This window comes from Candidatus Kuenenia stuttgartiensis (assembly GCF_900232105.1).
Classification (GTDB): domain Bacteria; phylum Planctomycetota; class Brocadiia; order Brocadiales; family Brocadiaceae; genus Kuenenia; species Kuenenia stuttgartiensis_A.
Genome location: NZ_LT934425.1, coordinates 3,243,829 through 3,263,235, shown reverse-complemented (window position 1 = coordinate 3,263,235; position 19,407 = coordinate 3,243,829). Strand labels below are relative to the sequence as shown.

The 19,407-nt window shown below is 40.4% G+C and carries 20 protein-coding genes and 1 tRNA gene; 5 read left to right on the top strand and 16 right to left on the bottom strand.

What is annotated here, in order from left to right:
• Positions 1-100: 100 nt before the first annotated feature.
• The 15 genes from lpxA to ilvD all read right to left on the bottom strand — a co-directional run bounded on the left by lpxA (position 101) and on the right by ilvD (position 13,208).
• Positions 101-919, bottom strand: coding sequence for an acyl-ACP--UDP-N-acetylglucosamine O-acyltransferase (gene lpxA / locus KSMBR1_RS15215; protein ID WP_099326087.1), 819 nt, complete (start codon positions 917-919; stop codon positions 101-103).
• 255 nt (positions 920-1,174) lie between these two features.
• Positions 1,175-2,035 carry a UDP-3-O-acyl-N-acetylglucosamine deacetylase gene (gene lpxC / locus KSMBR1_RS15210; RefSeq protein ID WP_261341108.1) on the bottom strand — a complete coding sequence of 287 codons (861 nt, stop codon included), beginning with the start codon at positions 2,033-2,035 and terminating at the stop codon, positions 1,175-1,177.
• 12 nt (positions 2,036-2,047) lie between these two features.
• Positions 2,048-2,683: an OmpH/Skp family outer membrane protein gene (locus KSMBR1_RS15205; RefSeq protein ID WP_099326085.1), complete on the bottom strand. Its 636-nt coding sequence runs from the start codon at positions 2,681-2,683 to the stop codon at positions 2,048-2,050.
• Positions 2,684-2,685: 2 nt separating this feature from the next.
• Positions 2,686-5,064 carry an outer membrane protein assembly factor BamA gene (gene bamA / locus KSMBR1_RS15200; protein WP_099326084.1) on the bottom strand — a complete coding sequence of 793 codons (2,379 nt, stop codon included), beginning with the start codon at positions 5,062-5,064 and terminating at the stop codon, positions 2,686-2,688.
• Positions 5,061-6,404: a replicative DNA helicase gene (dnaB, locus tag KSMBR1_RS15195; protein ID WP_099326083.1), complete on the bottom strand. Its 1,344-nt coding sequence runs from the start codon at positions 6,402-6,404 to the stop codon at positions 5,061-5,063. Before dnaB ends, bamA begins: the two co-directional genes overlap by 4 nt.
• A 19-nt stretch (positions 6,405-6,423) precedes the next feature.
• Positions 6,424-6,882, bottom strand: coding sequence for a 50S ribosomal protein L9 (gene rplI / locus KSMBR1_RS15190; protein WP_099326082.1), 459 nt, complete (start codon positions 6,880-6,882; stop codon positions 6,424-6,426).
• A gap of 14 nt (positions 6,883-6,896) precedes the next feature.
• Positions 6,897-7,118 (bottom strand): 30S ribosomal protein S18, encoded by a 222-nt coding sequence (rpsR, locus tag KSMBR1_RS15185; RefSeq protein ID WP_099326081.1) that lies wholly within the window; start codon positions 7,116-7,118, stop codon positions 6,897-6,899.
• A 38-nt stretch (positions 7,119-7,156) separates the two neighbouring features.
• Positions 7,157-7,597, bottom strand: a complete 441-nt coding sequence (locus tag KSMBR1_RS15180; protein ID WP_099326080.1) for a single-stranded DNA-binding protein — start codon at positions 7,595-7,597, stop codon at positions 7,157-7,159.
• A 103-nt stretch (positions 7,598-7,700) separates the two neighbouring features.
• The gene (gene rpsF, locus KSMBR1_RS15175) at positions 7,701-8,114 is read right to left on the bottom strand and encodes a 30S ribosomal protein S6 (protein WP_099326079.1); all 414 of its coding nucleotides are present in this window, start codon (positions 8,112-8,114) and stop codon (positions 7,701-7,703) included.
• A 51-nt stretch (positions 8,115-8,165) separates the two neighbouring features.
• Positions 8,166-8,720, bottom strand: a complete 555-nt coding sequence (pth, locus tag KSMBR1_RS15170; protein WP_099326078.1) for an aminoacyl-tRNA hydrolase — start codon at positions 8,718-8,720, stop codon at positions 8,166-8,168.
• Positions 8,721-8,734: 14 nt separating this feature from the next.
• Positions 8,735-9,373, bottom strand: coding sequence for a 50S ribosomal protein L25 (locus tag KSMBR1_RS15165; RefSeq protein ID WP_099326077.1), 639 nt, complete (start codon positions 9,371-9,373; stop codon positions 8,735-8,737).
• Positions 9,374-9,400: 27 nt separating this feature from the next.
• Entirely contained in the window at positions 9,401-10,369 is a 969-nt protein-coding gene (locus KSMBR1_RS15160) for a ribose-phosphate diphosphokinase (protein WP_099326076.1), read from the bottom strand.
• A gap of 9 nt (positions 10,370-10,378) precedes the next feature.
• Complete coding sequence (locus tag KSMBR1_RS15155) at positions 10,379-11,350, bottom strand: sugar phosphate nucleotidyltransferase (protein WP_099326075.1); 972 nt, start codon at positions 11,348-11,350, stop codon at positions 10,379-10,381.
• A 63-nt stretch (positions 11,351-11,413) separates the two neighbouring features.
• Positions 11,414-11,487, bottom strand: a tRNA-Gln gene (locus tag KSMBR1_RS15150).
• Positions 11,488-11,549: 62 nt separating this feature from the next.
• The gene (ilvD, locus tag KSMBR1_RS15145) at positions 11,550-13,208 is read right to left on the bottom strand and encodes a dihydroxy-acid dehydratase (protein ID WP_099327085.1); all 1,659 of its coding nucleotides are present in this window, start codon (positions 13,206-13,208) and stop codon (positions 11,550-11,552) included.
• A gap of 499 nt (positions 13,209-13,707) precedes the next feature.
• Between ilvD and KSMBR1_RS15140 the strand changes: the two genes are divergently transcribed.
• The 4 genes from KSMBR1_RS15140 (at position 13,708) to leuB (ending at position 17,849) form a co-directional block, all read left to right on the top strand.
• On the top strand, positions 13,708-14,337 hold the full coding sequence (locus KSMBR1_RS15140; RefSeq protein WP_099326074.1) for a YqaA family protein: 630 nt from the start codon (positions 13,708-13,710) through the stop codon (positions 14,335-14,337).
• A gap of 10 nt (positions 14,338-14,347) precedes the next feature.
• A complete protein-coding gene (amrB, locus tag KSMBR1_RS15135) occupies positions 14,348-15,946 on the top strand; it encodes an AmmeMemoRadiSam system protein B (RefSeq protein WP_099326073.1) in 1,599 nt (532 codons plus the stop codon).
• 78 nt (positions 15,947-16,024) lie between these two features.
• A complete protein-coding gene (gene amrA, locus KSMBR1_RS15130; RefSeq protein WP_157820644.1) occupies positions 16,025-16,576 on the top strand; it encodes an AmmeMemoRadiSam system protein A in 552 nt (183 codons plus the stop codon).
• A 130-nt stretch (positions 16,577-16,706) separates the two neighbouring features.
• The gene (gene leuB, locus KSMBR1_RS15125; protein ID WP_099326071.1) at positions 16,707-17,849 is read left to right on the top strand and encodes a 3-isopropylmalate dehydrogenase; all 1,143 of its coding nucleotides are present in this window, start codon (positions 16,707-16,709) and stop codon (positions 17,847-17,849) included.
• A 330-nt stretch (positions 17,850-18,179) separates the two neighbouring features.
• On the opposite strand, the gene KSMBR1_RS22755 is transcribed toward leuB, so the two are convergent.
• A complete protein-coding gene (locus KSMBR1_RS22755) occupies positions 18,180-18,305 on the bottom strand; it encodes a hypothetical protein (RefSeq protein ID WP_261341068.1) in 126 nt (41 codons plus the stop codon).
• A gap of 138 nt (positions 18,306-18,443) precedes the next feature.
• Here KSMBR1_RS22755 and KSMBR1_RS15115 point away from each other — a divergent pair, with 138 nt between their 5' ends.
• Entirely contained in the window at positions 18,444-19,340 is an 897-nt protein-coding gene (locus KSMBR1_RS15115; RefSeq protein ID WP_157820643.1) for a formylglycine-generating enzyme family protein, read from the top strand.
• The last annotated feature ends 67 nt before the right edge of the window (positions 19,341-19,407 follow it).

Here is a 19,407-nt window from a genome sequence, read left to right as displayed (position 1 = left end):
AACAATTTATTTTTTTGAAAAAGTAGAGGGTAAGGGAGGCCTTTGCGCGGGGTGCACGGAATATAAAAAGACATTGCTTTTATTGGAGTTTTTCAAAAAACTAAATTACTACTTGGGGTGAAACTCTCAGTATTTCTCTATAACGCCCATGCTTACCTTTTTCAATATTTCTCAGAAATGTAATCAGATATTCAACTTCAGGTGAAATGTATTCTTGTTTCTCTAATTGCCCCAAAATTTTATTTCTATTCAACTCATCAGAACGAAATAATACACGGAATGAATCTTTAATCTTATCAATTTGCTCTCCGGAAAACCCCTCTCTTTCCAGCCCGATTACATTAACCTGCCTTATTCTTGCCGGGTGCCCTTCAATTATTACGTATGGAGGCACATCCTGAACGATTCTTGTGTGTCCGCCTACATAAGCATAACGACCTATCGTCACAAATGGTTGTATACCTACTAAACCCATAAGTTTAACCCCTTTTTCCAATACAACATGTCCTCCCAATAACACACCATTCGCCAGAAGGACGTTATTTTCTATTATGCAATCATGGGCAACATGCGAACAAGCCATAAAAAAACAATTGTTGCCTATTACCGTTTTCCCACCACCGCCAGCGGTACCTCTGTTAATGGTGACCCCTTCTCTCACAATGTTATTATCTCCCATAAGCAGCAAAGATTGTTCGCCGCAATACTTAAGATCTTGTGGTTCAGCGCCCAATACCGCATTTGGATGAATAACACTATTTTTCCCTATAGTAGTATGTCCAATTACCGTTGCATTATTCTTTATTACGGTCCTATCACCGATGGTAACATGTTCACCGACAACAGAAAAAGGACCAATTTCGACATCGCTGCCTAATTTAGCACCGGGGTGAACAAGTGCCCATCGATGAATTTTCATTGCGTCTCCCCGTTTCTTTGTTTTCTTGAAATGATCAGGCCATTTTATTCATACCTGAATCTTGCCTCATTGCTTACCACTGAATAGTGTACCTTGTAAACGCTACCTCGAACAGTTGCTGCCATCGTTTTATACAAAAGGTGAATTTAATCCATTTGTTTAAAAACCTGAAACAGCGTATTCTCTCTAAACCTTCATTTATTAACGATTATAAAGGAAGATACCAAAAATATTATGTAAGATTCAGACAATAATTCATGCCTTACATGCGATATTTGCTATTTTTCTTGCCAATTCTGCGTTCAGGAAATGTCCGGATCTTTTTGCCACGATGTGTCCCTTAACAACAACATTGGCCAAATAAAGATCTCCGATAAGATCCAAAATTTTATGCCTAACATGTTCATTCGGGAACCGTAATTCTGCAGGACTCATAGAAAGAGGTTTTGTTATCTTTCCATCTTTCTGTATTACGTAGCTATTATCGTCCGTGACGCCTTTTCCCAGCCCAAGCTTTTTGAATTCTTCTACGTAGGTACTCAGACCAAACGTTCTGGCGGAAGCAACTTCTCTGGAAAAATTTTCTTCATTAAATTCAATTTCATATTCATATGTTTGCGGATCTATAAAAAAACCATCAAAGTCCAGGGTATAGGAAAGCAACAATCCCTCATTAATAGGCGACGCTATAATACTTGCATTTCCATTGCTCACCATAATAGGCTCTCGAATTATGAATATATGTTTTTCCCCTGCTAATGCAACAATGGTGGCCTCCTTCAGGATATCCATAAAATATTTGGCGCTTCCATCGCCTGCAGGCATTTCCCGTCCATGGATTTCAATTTCTATATTGTCAATGCCTAATCCGGCAAGAGCGGCCATTACATGCTCTATCCCTTCAACTTCGGCATCATCCTTCTTCAAAAAAATGCGTTTTGCAGTGTTTGATAAGAAGTGAACATTCGCGGGTATTATTGGACGAGATGGCAGGTCGACACGCACAAAATGTATTCCGGAATTCACCGAGGCTGGTTTAAACTTTATTCGGACACTTTCCCCCCGAAACATGCCCCAACCAGAACACTCTGCAGGTTGCCCAATTGTTTTTTGCAAGTTATCCAAAAACTATTTCCCTTTGTCTGCTTTGGAATATTTTTTGTTTAACAGATCTATTACATGATTTGTAATATCTACGCCATCAGAGTGATATAAAACAGTTTTTATCCCTACTTTAAATTGCATTTCAGAAATACCCCCACTTTGTAATTCAGCATCTTCCTTTTTAATAATTAAATCGTAACGATTTTGTTTTCCTATTGCCTCTATCTCCCTTAAAACTTCCGAATACAACCGTTCAAACGATTCTTTATACGTTCTCATCAGACTCTTTTCAGCAACTTTCGCATAAGATTCCAATTCTATATTTTTCCTTTCAAATTCTTCTTCATACTTTTTTCTATCCTTGCTGCCAAGATCCAATAGTTGTATTTTGTCCTTCAGGCCCACCAGTTCCTTTTTTTTATCATTGATTTTGGTTTGATATGATTTTTCTTCTTCTCTTAAATCAGCATCATATTGTTTTCGTTTTTCATATTTTTCAAACACAATGTTTAAATCTACCACTCCGATTTTTAAACCACTTGCAGGGGTATTAACATTTTGAGCCTGTACCTGATTCGTCAAAACCATACATAAACTCGCCATAATTACAACACAAACACAAATACACTTTATACCATTCAAATAATTTTTATATTTCATACTTAAAAGCTGCCGCCCCCTCCAAAATTAAATGAAAATCCCTGGGTTTCATCCCCTTCTTCTTTCATTATTGGAACACCATAATCAATTGAAACAGTTGATTGGCCGAGGAAAGGAATATTCAACCTTAAACCAAGCCCTCCCGACATCCTGAAACGATCAAAATTGAAATCCGCCAAAGATTCATCTGCTTTTCCTGCATCAACAAATACTGCCATACGAACAATATCTTTATACAAAGGCACCAAATATTCAGTATTAAGCAACATTAAAAGTTCCCCACCTACCTGTTCATCTGTTTTCTCATCAATGGGTGCGACGCCTCTGTATTTAAAACCCCGAATAGACCCATAACCTCCTGCATAAAATCTTTCAAATATCGGAACGTTTTCTCCCGATGTGGACTCGACCACCCCAATGGTTCCCCCATAAGCGACAACATGTTTTCCCCACTTAGGTACCTCAAAAACTGTAGTATATTTTTTTGCCTTTACATCGTATTTTACAATATCCACATCTAAGCCTGCAACCTCGAACGATGTATTAATTGCATATCCTTTTGTTGGCATGAATATATTATCTGTTTTATTCGCCTGTGCAGAAAAGGTAACTCCCGTTTTCCAATTACCCCCCTCGACATCTAACACATCCTGCGGTGTGTCATTCTTATCTTTCCTTCTTTCAATACCGATCAATTCAAATGACGGGCTCACTTTCACATAAACATCCCTCACCAGTTCTCTCCCCACAGAGATCTGCGCTCCGGCGCTTTTTTGCTGATAAAGGTTATACCACCTGCTATAGCTGGATAAGCTTGCTCCTGCACTATAAGGGGAATCAAATATCGCGGGATCCGTCAAAGAAATAAGGATTTCAGTTCTCTGAAAGCCGGGACTGAAACGCAACGTTAATATTTGTCCTGCGCCGCGAAATGCATTCCCGCTCAGAAAATCATTCCAGCCCTTTGGAAAATCAAGAACATCAAAATTTCTATCTGTATATGAAATATCGCCAAAAGCGCCGACATTTGCCCCATACCCTCCGCCAAACCTTAGCATGCCGGTCCTTCCTTCTCTTACTTCAACTATTAAATTTTTCTTGTTTGGCACAGAGCCTTGTTCAAAACTAATTCCCGCAGGCATTCCAGAATCCATATCAAAATACCCCGTGTTTGCCAATCGTCTCTGGCTATCACGTATTTTTTCGACATTTAACCGTTCACCCGGATTAAAGGTTAGCTGCCTGCGAATAACATTGTCCCTTGTCTTATCGTTTCCGATAATCTTTACTTTGTCTATATAGTACCTGTCACGCTCCTCAATATCAAAAAACACCTTTACTTTAGTTTCATCAGCAGCAAATATGTGTTTTTCATTAACACTAGTTGCAAGATATCCCTGCGCACCATAAGCAAGCCGGATTTGATATGTATCCTTTTCCACCGCGTCTAAAGAGAAAGGGGCGCCTTCCTTCAATTTTAATGCAGCTTTCAATTCATCTGCGGTAAATATTGTTGTACCACTTATTTCTAATGTATCTACATAATATCTTTCCCCTTCTTTTACGTGTATGGTAATGTACATCTCACTGTCATCGTTTTCATATGTTATCTCCCATCCAACATCAACATCCAGCCATCCATTATTCATGTAAAACTCTTTGATTTTAACCATATCAGATGCAAATACATCTTGTTCAAATCTTCCGGGAAACATTATTTTCGGGAATCTCTTCTTGCGGGTTTCCATTTGCTTAAGGAGTTTTCTGGGTTTATAACTGGTATTACCCTTAAAATCAATATCGGCAATACGTATACGGGGACCTTCTTCTATATTAAAGATAACCGTTGTTTCTCCATTTACCACCTTGGACTCCGCATGTACCTGCATTCTGGAAAAACATTTTTTCTTATATAAATCCCGTATTTTATCTTCATCCAACTTCAGCAGATGATGCTTTAATACGTCTCCCTCTCTTATCCCAATTTCTTTTGCCAATTTTTTGGATTTAATCTTTTTATTACCCGAAAACAGGATCTTGTCAATTACTGCACGTTCAGAGACAAGGAAAATCAGGTTTAACCCATCGGCTGTCTCTTCTATTTCAACCTCTATGTTTTCAAAGAACCCCAGTGACCAAATAGCATCCACATCCTGACTTACTAGGTTAGGGTCATACACGTCACCTTCCTTCGACCGAATGATGCTTCTTATTGCAGCATCACTAATCCTTTTGTTTCCTCTGACTTCAATTTTTTTTAGAATATGCGTGTTTTTATCCAGATTTTCATCGCAAGAAACCTTAACATTTACAAAACACAAGACCAAAACAAGTGCCACAATTGTCTTAGCGGTAGTTAATAAAACCTTGTCCGGTTTCATTCGATTCCTGAAGACGAGAAATTTTCAAAACGCATACAATGTGAGAGAAAAGTCAATTTTATCGTTCCTGTAGGCCCATTCCGCTGTTTTGCTATAATCAGTTCTGCGGTACCATCCTTTTTTTCGGGATTAAAATAATCTTCTCTGTGTAACAAAGCAATAACATCCGCATCCTGTTCAATCGATCCTGATTCACGAAGATCTGACATCCTTGGTCTGTGCCCCTCCCTAGACTCCACAGACCTGTTCAACTGGGATACCGCAATTACCGGTATTGCCAGTTCTCTGGCAAGAGATTTTAAACCCCTGGAAATTATAGAAATCTCCTGCTGGCGATTTTCTCCACGAGGCGATTCCATCAATTGCAAATAATCTACCGCAATTAGTTGAATATCGTATTGAGCTTTTAATCTCCTTGCCTTTGCACGCACTTCCAATACTGTCAGCCCCGGTGTATCTTCAATAAAAATAGGCGCTTCGGAAAGAGACCCTAACCCATTTGAAAGTGCACTCCATAATCTATCATCATCTTCCAGAAATCCTTTTCTTAGTTTATGCGCATCGATCTTTGAGTGAGAACAAAGCATATTTTGCGCCAACTGCTGGGCAGACATTTCCATAGAAAATATTGCCGCCGGTTTTTTTTCTACCACCCCAATATGTTCGATAATATTCATAACAAAACTTGTTTTCCCCATGCTGGGCCTTGCGGCAACAATAACAAGTTCGGAAGGCTGCAATCCGCAGGTAAGGTCATCGAAATCGTAAAATCCGGTAGATAACCCCGTTAACCTGCTTTCCCTGTCATGCAGATTCTCAATACGGCTAAAGGTTTCTTTCAGTATTTCATTTAATTTAATGGACGATGCGTTAAATTTTTTCTGCGTAATCTCAAAGATCGCCCTCTCAGAGGAATCAAGTAAAAAGCCGGTATCAACGGCACCTTCAAATGCCTGTTTTTGAATATTTGCGGCAACTTCAATGAGATTTCTTTTTATGGCATTTTCCCGTACTATATTCGCATAATATTCTACATTCCCAATAGTTGGAACCGCTTCCTCAAGTTCCACCAAATACTCTGCTCCGCCAACATTCTCAAGTAAGGAACGCTTCTTTAATTCTTCCCGCAACAAAACCAAATCAATGGCCTGCCCCTTATCATACAAATCTATTATGGCCTGGTATATGCTCTGGTGCGCCGTTTTATAAAAACTTTGCTTATTCAATATTGGCACAACTACATTTATAACCTCATTGTCAAGCAACATGGCGCCAATAACACTCATTTCGGCGTCCAGACTTTGAGGCAGCGTACGTTCAAGCACCGATTCTACTGCCATATATTTGTCCCTTTAAAAATCAGACAACATCCTCTTCTTCATTCACCACTTGCACTTTACATGTTGTCTTCATTTCAGCGCTTAATACAACCGCAACATCATATTCGCCGCATTCCTTTACAGGATTTTCCAGTTTAATCATATCCACATCAATTGGTATCCCCTGTTTCTTCAGCACATCGGCTATATGAACAGACGTAACGGAACCAAACAACCTTCCTTCTTCATTCACCTTTGCAGGAATCCTGCAAACGGCGTTGGAAATAGTCTCCAAAATTTCCCGCAATCTTTCGCATTCTTCTTTCAGTTGTATTTCAATTTTCTTTTTTGCCTTCTCCAGTTGCTTCAAATTCCCTTCGGTAACGTAAGTGGCCATTCCCCTGGGCAACAGATAATTCCTCGCATACCCTTTTTTTACTTTAACAACATCACCGATCCTGCCAAGCGTGTCAATATTTTTTGTCAATAATAATTCCATGGAAAAATAACCTCCTAAGTTACGTATGGAAGCAAAGCCATAAACCTTGCTCTTTTAATGGACATTTTAACAGAACGTTGATGCCGGGCACAATTCCCCGACCGTTTTCTTGAAAAAAGTTTCCCCCGGGTAGTTGCAAGTTTCTGTAAATTTTGGATGTCCTTATAATCAACCTCCTCGACCCCCATTCTGCAAAATCTGCATTTGCTTGTTTTATTAAATATTTTTCTTGTCATAGTATTTAACCTTCTTATAAAAAATGTCTACGTTTACATCAAAACGGTATCTCTTCACCATTGATGTCCGAAACCATATTTTCAGACGTCGTATCTGAATTTGCGCTATCCAGTGATTGCCCCAAATCGTCTTTTGGCCGTTTGCCTGCACCGCCGCCAATGAACTGAAAATTATCCGCAACTACACGCAATGTACTACGCTTTTGTCCTTCTTTTGTTTCCCACTGATTAAATTGCAAGCGGCCTTCGATAAAGATAGGGCTTCCCTTGCTGAAGTATTCGCCAATAACTTCAGCTCTCCTGCCAAACATACTGACATCTACAAAACAAACTTCGTCCTTTTGTTCCCCGGTTTTGGACGTCCATTTGCTACTCACAGCTATCGCAAAACTTGCCACTGCCAACCCTCCTGCGGTATATCTCAGTTCAGGATCTCTCGTAAGGTTTCCCATAAGAAATACTTTATTAAGGCTTGCCATTCCTTACTCCTTTTATCTCTAACTAAAATTTTTCTTATTTAAACGACCGTCAGTATCTATAGTACGAGATGATTTCTTTTCTATAATAAGACTAGATTTAAAGTTAAACGTCTCCAACAGCTAAAACAGGTTCACATTTTTCTGCTGATAATACTTCCTCCGTTTTAGGCTCTTTTTCAGCTTCTTTATCTGAAAAACCTTCCTCAATGCCGGCAGCAGATAATTCTTCAATTACAGTATCTCTTAGTATTAAAGACCGAATAAGAAACTCGGATAACTGAAAATCCCTTTTCATCTGCGTAATGGATGTGTTTTCAGCATTAAAATGTATCAATAAGTATGTGCCGCGTTTGTGACTTTTAATCTTATAAGCTAATTTTTTCTCTCCCCATTTTTCAGTCTTTAAAATTTCCGCACCATTCTTTGCCAAAATATCGTGAATACTTTTTACTACGCCGTCCCAGTCGGAATTGGCGGGGACATTGTCAATCAGAAACAAACCCTCATACAATCTCAAATTCTCTTCCTCCTAACATTATTCATAAAAACCTTACATAAAACAAAAAAATTAGTTATTTTCATTCATACAACTTTCTATCCCCTTGTAAACCCATGTTTTCAAGGCTTTGCATGCTTCCTGAAGGGATTTCGCTATTTCAACATCTTCTTCTGCAGAAAACATTGAAAGGACAAAACGGCTCGTATCATTAAATTTGGGACGTCCTATTCCTATTCTCAAACGGGGGAAATCGGCAGTCCCTAAAGATGACGCAACTGATTCCAAACCACGATGCCCACCGCAGCCACCGGAGCGCCGAATACGTAATTTGCCGAATGGGAGATCTAAATCATCACATACGACCATAACATCCCTAGGTTGACATTTGTACATATTTACCGCTTCCTGAACTGCAATGCCGCTTAAATTCATAAATGTTTGTGGCTTTAGCAATATAATTTCTTCATGTTCCACTTCTTTTTTACAAAACAGAGATTGAAATTTATGCTGAAACCCTCCCATTCCCAGTTGTTGGGAAAATTCATCAATTACCATAAAACCCAGGTTATGCCTCGTCCTTAAATACTTCTCGCCGGGATTTCCCAGTCCAACTATCATCTTCATCAACAAATTCCATACTACGATTTTTCTGAAGCACCAGCTTCTTCTTTCGGCTTTTTAGTGATTACTTCAGGTCCGGCAATCAATTCTTCTTCTGATGCCGCTTTTTCCTCCGCAGCATGGTGCACAGAAACAACAACCGATTCTGCATCGGATAAATATTTAATACCTGCTATAGAAGGTAATTCTTTGACATGTATAGACTTACCCATTTCAAGTTCAGATACATTTACCTTAATATCCTCAGGAACAGCCGCAGGGAAACATTCTATCTCTATATTTTTCATAGTCTGGGTTAACACACCGCCCGCTTTCACTCCAACAGCACTCCCTGACAGTATTATTGGCACTTTTAAAGTTACCCTTTCATCCATAGAGACACGCGCAAAATCTACGTGCAATACCTTGTCTGAAAGATTATCGTATTGGACATCTTTTATAAGAACAGACTCCTTTGTCCTGTCGTAAGCCAGACTGATCATACGAGCACCGGCATTTAAAACACGCCCGAATTCACCGCCATCAACACTCAAAAGCACATTATCTTCTTTGTGGCCGTAAACCACTGCAGGTATATGTCCGGTCGCCCTCAGTTTTCTCACCGCCTTGGTTCTTTTTAATGTTCTTTTTTCCGCCTTCAATTCTAAAACTTCCATCGTTTTACAACTCCTAAAAATAACCTATTAAACAAATAAAGAGCTTACCGATTCATGATGATGTATTCTCATGATCGCATCTCCTAACAGACCTGAAATAGAAAGCACTTTAAACTTATCGCCAGTCGCTCTTGCTTTTTCAGAAAGCGGTATCGAATCAGTTATCACTATTTCTTTTATCGGGGCAGCTGACAATTTTTCTATCGCTGAACCGCAAAAAACCGGATGAGTCGCTCCGACATATATTTCTCTGGCGCCTTTTTCTTTCAGGACATACGCCGCTTGTGCAATAGACCCACCCGTTGCAATTAAATCGTCGATCATAATCACATTTTTATTTGCTACCTCTCCGATTATAAATCCTACCTCTGTCTCTTCAGGCCCTACCCGCCTCTTGTCAACGATTGCCATCTTCACACCCAAGCCCTTTGAATAATTCCTGGCGAGTTTTATACCTCCGACATCGGGAGTAACCACCACCAAATCTTCTGTCTTTAATTGTTCAAAGTATTTCATCATTACAGGAAATGCCAGCAGATGGTCTACAGGAATGTCAAAAAATCCCTGAATCTGAGCGGCATGTAAATCAAGGGTTAGAACCCTGTCAGCCCCTGCCGTAGTTATGAGATTTGCTACCAATTTTGCCGTTATTGGTACACGCCCTTCGTCTTTTCTATCCTTTCGCGCATAACCATAATACGGCAGCACCGCAGTAATACGCGCGGCAGATGCCCGCTTTAGACAGTCTATGAATATAAGAAGTTCCGTTAAGCTTTCATTGACAGGTGCGCATGTTGGTTGAACCAAAAATACGTCAGCACCCCGAACATCCTCATTGACCTTCAGGTCAATTTCGCCATCGGGAAAACGGCCAACGTAGGCATTCCCCAGATTGATCGAAAGGTGTTCGCAAATTTTTCTTGCCAAATCAGGATTTGCATTTCCGGAAAAAATTTTCAAATGATCTAACTCTTCTATCCTTCTCTTTTTGTCCATTTCTCTACCTTAAAAAACTTGTTTTCCATTCTTCCCACTGCTTTTTACAACTGTACCATCGCTCACTTTCGTGCCAGATTCCAAATATGCAAATGGTCCTATACGACAATACCGGCCAATAACTACATTTTTGTTTATATAAGAAAAGGGATAAATTTTCGTTCCCGCCCCAATTTCCACATTATTTTCAACAAATGTGCTTCCTGTGTCTACTATAGTTACCCCGCTCTCCATAAAACCCTGCAGAATCTCATCATGCCTTATTTTGTTAACGATTGCCAATTCTTGCTGGGTATTTATCCCTAATACCTCAACAGCGTCATCCGCCTCAATTCCCTCTATTTTTTTCCCCTTATTGTGTAATATTGAAATGATGTCGGTTAGATAAAACTCCCCTTTTTTATTGTGTGGCTGAACCTCGCTCAATCCTTCAAGAAGGGCTTTCGTTTTAAATGCATATATTCCCGCGTTGATTTCATTAATTGCTAATACATCACCGTCGGCTTCACTTTCTTCTATAATTTTCGCTATACTACCATTTTTATCCCTATATATCCGCCCATACCCTTTTGGTTTTTCCAGGCGTGCGGTTAATAATACAACATCAGCCGCCGTTTCATTATTTATGCTTATCAGCCTTTTCAGTGTCCGGGGTTTAATAAGAGGCGCGTCGCCATTTAAAATTAAAACGATGTCCGCCGAACTATTAATTCTCTCTTTTACCGCAATAACGGCATGTGCTGTTCCTAATTGTTCCCGTTGTTCTACTATTTCAACAGGTAATCCCTCTAAACTTTCTCCTACTTCTTCTTTTTTGTCACCAACTACTATGATTATCCGGGGAATTTCAGCCTTTTGCACAGAGCAAATAACACATTCAAGAAGGGTGCTGCCGCATACTTCATGCAAAACCTTTGGCAATTGTGAACGCATTCGCGTACCCTTGCCAGCAGCCAAAATAACTGCCGTAATCTTTTTCATCTTTGTATTGCAATACACAAAATCATAAAACTACTGCAACTTACTCATTCCCTAAAAATAGAATGGCTACCCGGGGAGGACTCGAACCTCCAATGAGAGAACCAAAATCTCTAGTGTTACCATTACACCACCGGGTAGCATTCTGCTCTACTATTTTTTATACAATGATACTATGGATTGCACATCGCGTTATTCTGTACTATTCCGCCGTTAACACAGCGCCTTTATCCGCCGATGTAACACATTTTGCATACCGGGACAACACCCCATGTGTTATTTTTGGTTTTGGCGGTTTCCATGCTTCCTTTCTACGAGTAAGAATTTCCTTCGAAACATTCAAATTTAATGTGCGACCTGGAATATCTATCGTTATTTCATCACCATCCTCCACCAAGGCAATGGGACCCCCAACCATTGCTTCAGGCGATACATGCCCAACGCAGGGACCTTGCGTTCCCCCGGAAAAACGCCCATCCGTAATTAAAGCAACGGACTCTCCTAACCCAAGTCCCACAAGCGCCGCCGTAGGAGACAACATCTCTCTCATCCCAGGCCCCCCGCGCGGACCCTCATATCGTATCACGACCACCATGCCTTTGCTAATCATGGAATCCATAATTGCATTCATTGCAGCCTCTTCACTATTGAAAACCTTTGCCTTCCCAGTAAACTGCATCATGTTTTCGGATACAGCGCTCTGCTTTATCACGGCACCATCGGGAGATAAATTACCATATAAAACAGCTATCCCACCTTCTTTATGATATGCGGCATCCTTTGACCTTATCACCTCGTCATCGTTAATTATGGCGGATTTCGCTATCTCTTTTGTATTAAACCCGCTTACGGTAATACAATCGTACAGGTCATCCTGTAATCGATTCATTACGGCGGGAATGCCGCCCGCATAATATAAATCTTCAAGCAAATATTCGCCACCAGGCTGCAAGCTTGTTATATGAGGTGTTCTTGCACTAATTTCGTCAAACAACTTCAAATTTACTTCCACGCCAGCCTCGTTTGCAATCGCAGGAATATGCAAACAGGAATTTGTTGACCCGCCAAGCGCCATATCTACCATGATCGCATTTTCAAATGCTTTACGCGTCATAATCTTTCTCGAAGTAATATCTTTTCTTACAAGATCTACAACCCGTTGGCCACTTTTATAGGCAATACGTTCCTTCTCCGCCGAAATTGCAAGAGAAGCGGCGCATCTTGGCAGAGACATACCTAACGCCTCCGATACACATGCCATCGTGTTGGCCGTATATAACCCCTGACACGATCCAGCTCCGGGACAAGCATCCATCTCTAAACACGACAATTCTTTATCGTCAATTTCGCCTTTACGTCTTCTCCCTACCGCTTCAAAGGTATCTTTCACCAGGGATAACTTTTGCTTTCCATAACGTCCGGAAATCATAGGGCCAGCAGTAACAACAATCCCGGGGATATCCAATCTTGCGCAGGCCATCAACATTCCCGGCGTTATTTTGTCGCAATTTGTAAGCATCACCAACCCATCCAGACAGTGAGCACTTACCACACACTCTATCATGTCTGCAATCAGATCCCTTGACACAAGAGAATAATGCATTCCGCTATGCCCCATTGCAATGCCGTCACAGATACCCGGTATACCAAAAACAAAGCTTACCCCTCCTCCCGCATGGATGCCTTTTTCAATGGCCCTCTCCAGCGGACGCATATGGACATGTCCGGGAATAAGGTCGGTAAAACTGCTCGCTATTCCAATGAACGGTTTATCTAAATCCTCTTTGCTTAAACCAGTTGCGTATAAAAGTGCCCGTGCAGGAACACGCTCAAGACCTTTCGTAATTTTATCGCTTCTCAATTCCATGCCATTCCAATCTATGTAAACCTTTATCTGCCTATAATATTGTGAATTTTCATTATAGCGAAAAGCTTACTATTGTCAAATCAAAACTACCTTATGCTTTGGCAGTATAATTAGCTACAAACCAAAAATAATATGGAGATTCCCCCTCTTTTAGATCAACTATTTTAATAATAATTACCCTAATATATTTCCACAACTGGATTTTCGCTTGACTTCCCTATAACACCACGTTTAAACTTTTGAGCGGCAATGATGCTTATTCCGTATATATTTTAACATTAAGAGTTTAGCGCCGTATAGGTACTGTAAGGGTTCACAAATAGAGATTTCTAAATTAGATTTACTTTTGTTGACATAAATAGGTATAGCATTTCTGAAATCACATTTTGTGAACTTCTTGAGTATAACTGGAGAGAAAGTCTCACACAACTAGCCGGATAAACATTCATTTCATTACTAAATTATTAATACCTGGAAATTCGAGGAGCATTTTATGAACCATACTGAGCAATTGCAAATATCACAGATAAAAAGGGCGGGGTTGCATAGAAGGCTGTATGATTGGACGCTACATTGGGCACATACTCCCTATGGTTCCATTGCCTTATTTATACTGGCGTTTTGTGAATCTTCTTTCTTTCCCATTCCCCCGGATGTACTCTTAATGGCGCTTGCATTCTCAATCGCAAGAAAATCCTTTAAATATGCCGCCATTTGTTCCGTGGGGTCCATATTGGGCGGTGGTTTTGGATATTTTATAGGCTTCGGGTTGTTTGATTTTGTTGGAATACCAATCCTCACCACCCTTGGGCTTATAGAAAAATTTGATTATGTAAAAGAACAATACAACACCAATGCCTTTTCCGCCGTTGCCATTGCGGGGTTTACCCCAATCCCATACAAAGTCTTTACCATTGCGGCCGGGGCTTGCAAAATTAATTTGTGGACATTTTTAATTGCGTCAGCAATCAGCCGGTCGGGAAGATTCTTCATAGTTGCCGCTCTCATTTGTATTTTTGGGCCAAAGATAAAACATTTTATAGAAAAATACTTTAATATTATCTCCATTGCCTTTGTCGTATTGATAGTAGCCGGTTTTTTTGTCATCAAATTACTTAAATAAGGAAAGTACCATGAAACACACAATGGTTATATTCACATTTTTCATATTTACCTTAATATCTTCCTTTTCCTTACTGCTTGCGGAAACGGAACCACCTCAGACGTGGGAGTCACAAGTTGCAGGGAGGTTTTATCCTGGCAATGAAGCGGCATTAAAAGGCCAAATAAATGAATTTCTAAATGAGGTTTCCAGTCAAAAATCAAATGGAAGACCCCTTGCGATCATATCCCCCCATGCTGGATATGTTTATTCCGGACAAGTTGCAGCCTATGGTTATAGCGCTATAAAGGGACATGGATTTAAGAGGGTGATTGTGCTTTCCCCTTCCCACAGTGGGAGGAGATACCGGGGCGCCTCAATATTAAAAGCAACCAGCTATAAAACGCCTCTAGGGAAAATTTCTATTGACCAGGAAGCATGTGATTATTTGCTTAACACCTCTTTCACCGCAGAATCAAAAAATAAACGCAACAGCAGCCCCCTGAAGCTATTCGGAGATTATGACGGCGCATACAAGGGAGAACATTCTTTAGAAATGCAACTACCCTTCCTGCAAATGACCTTGGGGGATTTTAATCTGGTACCCATCATGATTGGCATATTGATCGATAATGATTTTGACAAAGTTGCAGAAGCCATTCGGCCATTGCTGGACGACAAAACACTGCTCGTCGTCAGTTCTGATTTTACCCATTACGGCGATGCGTACCGATATGTACCATTCAGAGAAAATGTGGAAGAAAACATAAAGATTCTTGACTATGGCGCTTTTGAAAAGATTCTTAATAAAGATTTTGACGGACTCAGGGAATATAGAAAACAAACGGGAATAAATGCCTGTGGAATATTGCCTATTTCAATTCTTTTAAAACTACTGCCAGATAGTGCAAAAGGACAAATTCTTCATTACGATACGTCAGGGCATCAGACAAATAATTTCGTCTATTCCGTTAGCTATGCATCCATTCTTTTCACAAAAGAGGCGGAAATCAAATCAGGCGAATATCACCCGCAAGAAAAACCACAAACGGAAGGGCAATCCATTTGTCTTTCAGAAAAAGAAAAGAAAACACTCTTATCGCTTGCCAGAAACACTTTGGAAACGTATGCAAATACAGGTGCTTCTCCTGAAATTGATTTGCAGCTTTTCACACAAACGCCAAGGCTTTTCGAAAAATATGGCGTGTTTGTAACATTAAAAGAACAGGGGCAATTGCGCGGGTGCATTGGGTATATCCTTCCCAAAACCTCCCTTTGCCAGGCGGTAGTTGAAAATACCATCAACTCCTCTGCAAAAGACAATAGATTTCTGCCGGTAACCCATGAAGAAATGAATGACATTGATATAGAAATTTCCGTTTTGAGTCAGCCAAGAAAAATAAGCGGACCTGAAGGGTTTACCGTTGGACAGGAAGGCATAGTAATTCGTAAAGGATATGCAAACGCAGTATTTCTTCCACACATTGCCGCTGAACAGGGGTGGGACAAAACGGAAACCCTTCAACATCTCTGCAAAAAAGCCGGATTACCCATAAATGCATGGAGAGACAACGATATGGAGTTCTTTGTTTTCACGGCAGACATATTTCACGAGGCAATAGGAATTTAAAATAGTTTGCCTGCAGTTTTTGCCCAAAACGTATTGAAGCTTCTTATTAAACAGATTTTTCTCTATCGGAGTATATTATTGGAAGAAACTGCAAAAAAAATACTCTTGGAAATTGCCAGAAAGAGCGTCGCGTCCGCGGTAAAAAAAGAACCTGCCCCGGACTTTTCCTATGATCATCCTGATATTCAGGCAAAACAGGGTGTTTTTGTCACTATAAAAAACCGGGGAAAGCTTCGTGGCTGCATTGGCCGGTTTGTATCTGATATTCCACTCTACAAGCTTGTTTCTGAGGTGGCAATTTCCTCAGCGACTGAAGATTCACGTTTTTTCGACAATCCGGTTACCTCGTCTGAACTTGACCAAATTAACATTGAACTCTCCATCCTATCTCCGCTAAAACGTATCACAGACCCCTTTGATTTTGAATTAGGAAAACATGGCATGTACGTCAAAAAAGGCTTTCAATCAGGATGTTTTCTTCCCCAGGTGGCAACTGAAACCGGATGGAGCAAAGAAGAATTCCTTTCCCACTGTTGCTCCGGCAAAGCGGGTTTGCCCAAAGAAGCCTGGAAACACAGAGACATCGAAATGTATACCTTTACCGTTGAAATAATCAAAGACGACCGATAATCATATTCACTGTTTTTTTTGAACAATACCACTGTTTACGATTTATCTAAAAAATCTTATTTAATCAAATAAGATAAAACTCTATTTTTAATTATTAATTGCTGATGACATGAAAGATGGAGATTTATAAATGAAAAAACGCATTGCGGTGCTTGCAGGAGACGGAATAGGCCCTGAAATAATGAAAGAGGGTTTGAAAGTATTGGATGCAATAGCAAAACAATTCAACCATATCTTTGATTACAAAGAAGCGCTGGTAGGCGGTTGTGCTTACGATAAATACGGACACCCCCTGCCCGATGAAACCAAAGAAGTTTGCAACAATTCAGATGCTATCTATTTTGGCGCAGTTGGAGGCCCCAAATGGGAAAATTTACCTCCGGAACTTACCCCGGAACGCGGGGCGCTGCTTCCCTTAAGGGGCACATATAATCTATTTGCAAACTTGCGTCCCGCAATAATTTTCGGTCCGTTGGCTGATGCGGCATCATTAAAATCAGAACGTCTCGAAGGAGGTCTTGACATACTGATTGTTAGGGAACTTACGGGAGGAATATATTTTGGGAGAAACAAGGTAAAAACCCTCACCCTCCACGAAGGTGCCCTGCAGGGGAATTACGCGGTAGATTACATGATTTATTCCGTACCGGAAATCGAAAGGATTGCGGCTGTCGCCTGTGACGCCGCCATGAAACGCAACAAAAAACTCACCTCCGTTGATAAAGCAAACGTCCTTGAAAGTTCAAAATTATGGCGAAAGGTAGTCACTGACTACGTTCAGTCCCACTTTCCCCAGATACAACTTAATCACATGTATGTGGACAATGCTGCCATGCAACTGGCAACGAATCCAAAACAATTCGACGTGATAGTTACCGAGAATATGTTTGGGGACATATTGTCAGATCTCGCTTCCGCCATTACCGGTTCCATTGGCATGCTTCCAAGCGCAAGTCTTGCGAAAACAGGCTTCGGGCTTTTCGAACCCATTCATGGCTCCGCCCCTGACATTGCCGGACTGAATAAGGCCAATCCGTTAGCGCAAATACTCTCGGGGGCAATGCTGTTAAAATATGCATTCGGCCTTAACAGGGAATCAAAGGCTATTGAAGAGGCAATAATGAAGGCGCTGGAAAATGGTTATCGGACAGCAGATCTCGCAAATAAAACTACGCAAGAGGGAAAAATCCTTTTAACCTCCCAGATGGGAGACAAGGTCGTAGAATATTTAATGGTGAAGTCCGAAACAAATTCTAATGAAAAAATGATTTGAAATGCTAAACAAGTACATCTTTCGTATTTGAAAATTAATGTTCAATATTCAACGCTCAATGCCCTTTTGATGTAGAGACCTTCCATAGGCTTATGTGGGGTGTGTTCATAAAAGTTGAAGTTTTTTCAAAATACTAAACTGTTATAACCATGGAAGAAGACGAAGCAATCAAGCACCAAAATAGACGCAGAAAACCGGATTTTTGGATTAGGTCTCTTCGGTGGTTTGTTGTGACGAGTTGGATACTTATGATTACTGCATTACTGATTTTTGGGGCAGCAATACCAGAAGTAGAATCGTTCTTTGATAGGAAATTTAGTATGCAGTTAATCAGCACATGGAACCGGAAATTGTCATCGTATCTTTTTCATAATAATGATCGTTTGGCTTTGTGTAAGCATTACAGGGCTGGTTATAAACTCCAGGAGATGCCAGCGTAAGGATGATGAATTCCATATATCCCTTGTTTTTCTCGGTATAATATCGGTTTTTGGAATTATCGTTTATCTTTTCCTTTTTTAGGGGGAAACAATCTCCGGAAAGAAGGTTTTATTGGCTGAATTTTTTGTTGCAGAAAGGGGTGATTGCGAAAGTATGATAAAGGTTTACGAAACTGGAAATGTTTTATTCGAAGATATGATCCTGATTCCTGAAGGTACGTTTTTGATGGGGAGTACAAAGGAAGACATAGAGAAATTATTGGAACAGGATAAAAGTATCGAAACGTATCGGTTAAATAATGAAATTCCGCAGAGAGAGATTTTTTTGAGTGCTTATTATATTGATAAATACCCTGTCACCAATGCACAATTTTCTCAATTTATTGAGGCGAACGGGTATAAAAAAAAGTTGTATTGGTCAGAAGCGGGATGGCAGTATGTTCTTGATTTCAATCCGTCGGGTAGTAATGACATAGACGCCATATTACAAGGTGATAAAGATTGTCCGGCAGTAAATATTTCGTGGTATGAGGCGGAAGCATTTGCCAATTGGGCTGGGAAAAGGCTGCCTACTGAAGCGGAGTGGGAAAAAGCGGCCCGGGGCGCTGACGGAAGAATATATCCGTGGGGAAATGATTTTGACAAAACACGTCTGAATTGCGCCGAAGCAAAAATTGAAAAATCAACCCCGGTGACGCAATATCCACAAGGACAAAGCGTTTACGGATGTTTTGATATGGCTGGAAACGTTTGGGAATGGATTAAGGATTGGTATGATAGTCAATACTACCATAATGCCCCGGATAAAAACCCTCAAGGGCCTGATGTCCCTGAAGAAAAGCCTTATTCCGGAAGACCGGAAGAGGTAGGCGTTTCTATTTATGAATTGAAACCCTCCCTCAGTAAAACACTCGCCACCTGCAAGGTCATTCGCGGCGGTTCCTGGAATGGGTCTGGTATTGTGCATATTCGTTGCGCAAACAGGGATTATGATGAGCCTTCATTTAAAAGCGATATCATAGGGTTTCGTTGTGCTAAATCAATTGAATAATCCCATTCAATGCTCAATGTAAAAGAAAAAAGGCACGGGGATATTTTGGATTTGTTTTGAATTTTAT

Bases quoted from the DNA above. Each gene is read 5' to 3' on its own strand.
- lpxA (WP_099326087.1), bottom strand. From the start codon at position 919: ATGAAAATTCATCGATGGGCACTTGTTCACCCCGGTGCTAAATTAGGC.
- KSMBR1_RS15205 (WP_099326085.1), bottom strand. From the start codon at position 2,683: ATGAAATATAAAAATTATTTGAATGGTATAAAGTGTATTTGTGTTTGT.
- bamA (WP_099326084.1), bottom strand. From the start codon at position 5,064: ATGAAACCGGACAAGGTTTTATTAACTACCGCTAAGACAATTGTGGCA.
- dnaB (WP_099326083.1), bottom strand. From the start codon at position 6,404: ATGGCAGTAGAATCGGTGCTTGAACGTACGCTGCCTCAAAGTCTGGAC.
- rplI (WP_099326082.1), bottom strand. From the start codon at position 6,882: ATGGAATTATTATTGACAAAAAATATTGACACGCTTGGCAGGATCGGT.
- rpsR (WP_099326081.1), bottom strand. From the start codon at position 7,118: ATGACAAGAAAAATATTTAATAAAACAAGCAAATGCAGATTTTGCAGA.
- KSMBR1_RS15180 (WP_099326080.1), bottom strand. From the start codon at position 7,597: ATGGCAAGCCTTAATAAAGTATTTCTTATGGGAAACCTTACGAGAGAT.
- pth (WP_099326078.1), bottom strand. From the start codon at position 8,720: ATGAAGATGATAGTTGGACTGGGAAATCCCGGCGAGAAGTATTTAAGG.
- KSMBR1_RS15165 (WP_099326077.1), bottom strand. From the start codon at position 9,373: ATGGAAGTTTTAGAATTGAAGGCGGAAAAAAGAACATTAAAAAGAACC.
- KSMBR1_RS15160 (WP_099326076.1), bottom strand. From the start codon at position 10,369: ATGGACAAAAAGAGAAGGATAGAAGAGTTAGATCATTTGAAAATTTTT.
- KSMBR1_RS15155 (WP_099326075.1), bottom strand. From the start codon at position 11,350: ATGAAAAAGATTACGGCAGTTATTTTGGCTGCTGGCAAGGGTACGCGA.
- KSMBR1_RS15140 (WP_099326074.1), top strand. From the start codon at position 13,708: ATGAACCATACTGAGCAATTGCAAATATCACAGATAAAAAGGGCGGGG.
- amrB (WP_099326073.1), top strand. From the start codon at position 14,348: ATGAAACACACAATGGTTATATTCACATTTTTCATATTTACCTTAATA.
- leuB (WP_099326071.1), top strand. From the start codon at position 16,707: ATGAAAAAACGCATTGCGGTGCTTGCAGGAGACGGAATAGGCCCTGAA.
- KSMBR1_RS22755 (WP_261341068.1), bottom strand. From the start codon at position 18,305: ATGGAATTCATCATCCTTACGCTGGCATCTCCTGGAGTTTATAACCAG.
- KSMBR1_RS15115 (WP_157820643.1), top strand. From the start codon at position 18,444: ATGATAAAGGTTTACGAAACTGGAAATGTTTTATTCGAAGATATGATC.